The organism is Xenorhabdus sp. SGI240 (genome assembly GCF_040081915.1).
Taxonomy (GTDB): Bacteria; Pseudomonadota; Gammaproteobacteria; order Enterobacterales; family Enterobacteriaceae; genus Xenorhabdus; species Xenorhabdus bakwenae.
This window is the reverse complement of sequence record NZ_JBEBMB010000084.1, coordinates 1-2,323: the sequence shown is the minus strand read 5'-3', so window position 1 is coordinate 2,323 and position 2,323 is coordinate 1. Positions and strand designations below refer to the sequence as shown.

The following is a 2,323-nucleotide window of genomic DNA, read 5'->3' as shown; positions in this document are numbered from 1 at the left end:
CATGAAAGATGAATTCGATGGCTTTATCCAACCTCTGCAAAAAATGCAGTAGTTCAAAATCCCGCAAGTTCGGGATGTTTAGATGAATATTTCAAGGTCGCTGAGATGTGGTTTTTTATTTTGTACATTTGTACTAAGTTCAATACAAAGGCGTTTAATTTATAAAGGGTTTTGCGTTAAGTAGAATATATTGATGGTTCTAGCATTAATTATTAAGTGAATTTTAATACTTAACAGAAGTACATACGAAAGATAAATTTAACAGTAGTTATATTAACCAACTACATAATTCATAGATGTTTTTATATGCATTATCTAAAGTTGTATTTGGTTATTTTTTAATATAGACCCTATTTATTGACTCATATTGTGCACAATATTCTTTTAAACTAAAAATTATCCACAAAAATTATGAAATTAAACCTTTCCTGTAGATTAATTGTGAATAACTTTGATTTGATACAAAAAAATATTGCAAAATAAGAAAGTCAAGGGTACTTTACGCGCTAAATCTGTGGATAAAATCCGTACATGTGCTAATGTATGCCATTATCTATTGAGGAATAAATGGCAATCCTGTTTACCTCAGAAAGAGGTTGCAGACCTTAAGATATCTGATATTAAGTAAGGAAAATAGCTTTGTGTGGAGCTGAACGGAGATAACATTATGGATGTTATTAAATCTGGTAAAGCGGTAATTGGTTTATCCCTAATCTCGCTGTGCATGCAAATACAGCTTCCTCTTCCTATTATTGAAAAGGTTTTGGAAATAGAAGAAGGAGTAGAAAGGCGGCTTCCTGTTCTTCTAACTCATGAACAAGTTCTTCATTTAGAGGAAGTAGTAAATGAAATGCTTGCTAACCTGTCAACGAAGAGTGAACAATTAAAAAGCGTAATTAGTTCAACTTTAGACAAGATTGATAAAGGCGAAGAAGTAGAAGTTAGAGAACCAGTATGGCGCTTGATTTCTGATACAGTAAATCGCATGAATCCCGTTATTGACAGTAGCATTCAACTTTTTGATAGGTTGGCAAATGCAGCACCACGGAAATCAAAGGCTTTAGTTAACTCCTTGAGAAAGGACACCGTCTCCGCCATGAGAGAAATAGTAAACTCTATGAATGACATAATAAAAATCGAAAAAACATTACGAGAGCGCAAGAGAGCTGTTATAGTTGTCGATCAAGACAGAATGAATTTCGCTCTCTCAGAAAAGCAAATCCATGTTGATAAAAAGTTATCAAGAGAGGAAAAGCGGAGATTAATCCTTCAGCATGCATGATAGGGATTTGGTGAATGTCCATATCTTATACTTGGTCGTTTGGTCGTTGTTTTGCGCAAGAATTTAAGAATTTCGATGAATTACAACAAAATAAAATACTAGATTTCATTGAGATTTATGAAACGAATGGTTTGTCTATGGGTAGCCTCTCATGTTATCCCGGAAAGGTTACTTATTCATGGAAAAATCTCGATATTAATGATCCCAATTACCGTTACACTAAAGACAATAACCTTTGGCATTACCATATTGGGCTGCCTGAGTATGTAACAAGGCACAACAAGTATTCAACATCGGATTGGGTCTTGCATTTTCAATGGAAAGAAGGTTCTAGCCATATATCTATTGTGGATGTTTACAGTCATTATACGAAAGACGGAAAATTTTATCTTCCACCTGAAAAGTATTTACAAGTTTCAACAGATGTGCAGCCTGCCTCTATAGATTAGGTTCTGCATAGATTCAGTAGCATATCAAGACAGGTCGCTCAGGCGGCCTTTTTCACATTCGCCACCGCAACGTCTCAACACTCCAATCCTGTTACGGTCGGCATCCTATTAACTCACTAGAGAGGTGAATGATGGAAAAGCGTATTGAAGAGTTGGAAAGAAGAGTCGTTGAGTTGGAAAAACAGCTCTCTGAACTACGAGGAGCTGTTGATTGTTATTTTGCCGCTAATCAGAAAACGATTGATATTTGCGGCAAGAATTTACTGATCACAACCGCTGTTGGTGACCGTTAATTACTTAAGCTGAAATTGCTGTAATTCATCCGCAAGTTTATTGGAATACGCATCGTTTAGTTGACGCATCTCTAACAATAAATACTTCTGATCTTCTTTAGGCATTCGGCAGAACAATAACGCTACGGCAAATTTGAGAGCACCAACTTCAGAAGCCACTTGCTCTTTAGTACCTGAGTCTGTGGATATTTGAACATTTTGGATGCGACGAGTGATCATTGTCGTCATTGAGTTACCTTTTTACGAAGCTAATCAGCCGTCGCTTCGGTTAGTTGACATTTGGCTGATCTAACAGCTTA

At 36.1% G+C, this 2,323-nt stretch carries 4 protein-coding genes; 3 read left to right on the top strand and 1 reads right to left on the bottom strand.

The genetic code is table 11. The annotated features are described in order from the left end of the window. Nucleotides 1–667 precede the first annotated feature (667 nt). The 3 genes from ABLA76_RS15430 (at nucleotide 668) to ABLA76_RS15420 (ending at nucleotide 2,024) form a co-directional block, all read left to right on the top strand. Complete coding sequence (locus ABLA76_RS15430) at nucleotides 668–1,282, top strand: hypothetical protein (protein ID WP_348988595.1); 615 nt, start codon at nucleotides 668–670, stop codon at nucleotides 1,280–1,282. Nucleotides 1,283–1,296: 14 nt separating this feature from the next. Then, nucleotides 1,297–1,731 carry a hypothetical protein gene (locus ABLA76_RS15425; RefSeq protein ID WP_348988594.1) on the top strand — a complete coding sequence of 145 codons (435 nt, stop codon included), beginning with the start codon at nucleotides 1,297–1,299 and terminating at the stop codon, nucleotides 1,729–1,731. A gap of 131 nt (nucleotides 1,732–1,862) precedes the next feature. Beyond that, entirely contained in the window at nucleotides 1,863–2,024 is a 162-nt protein-coding gene (locus ABLA76_RS15420; RefSeq protein WP_348988593.1) for a hypothetical protein, read from the top strand. On the opposite strand, the gene ABLA76_RS15415 is transcribed toward ABLA76_RS15420, so the two are convergent. Then, nucleotides 2,025–2,252, bottom strand: coding sequence for a hypothetical protein (locus ABLA76_RS15415; protein ID WP_348988592.1), 228 nt, complete (start codon nucleotides 2,250–2,252; stop codon nucleotides 2,025–2,027). It abuts the gene before it with no gap. Nucleotides 2,253–2,323 lie beyond the last annotated feature (71 nt).

Bases quoted from the DNA above. Each gene is read 5' to 3' on its own strand.
- ABLA76_RS15420 (WP_348988593.1), top strand. From the start codon at position 1,863: ATGGAAAAGCGTATTGAAGAGTTGGAAAGAAGAGTCGTTGAGTTGGAA.
- ABLA76_RS15425 (WP_348988594.1), top strand. From the start codon at position 1,297: ATGTCCATATCTTATACTTGGTCGTTTGGTCGTTGTTTTGCGCAAGAA.
- ABLA76_RS15415 (WP_348988592.1), bottom strand. From the start codon at position 2,252: ATGACGACAATGATCACTCGTCGCATCCAAAATGTTCAAATATCCACA.
- ABLA76_RS15430 (WP_348988595.1), top strand. From the start codon at position 668: ATGGATGTTATTAAATCTGGTAAAGCGGTAATTGGTTTATCCCTAATC.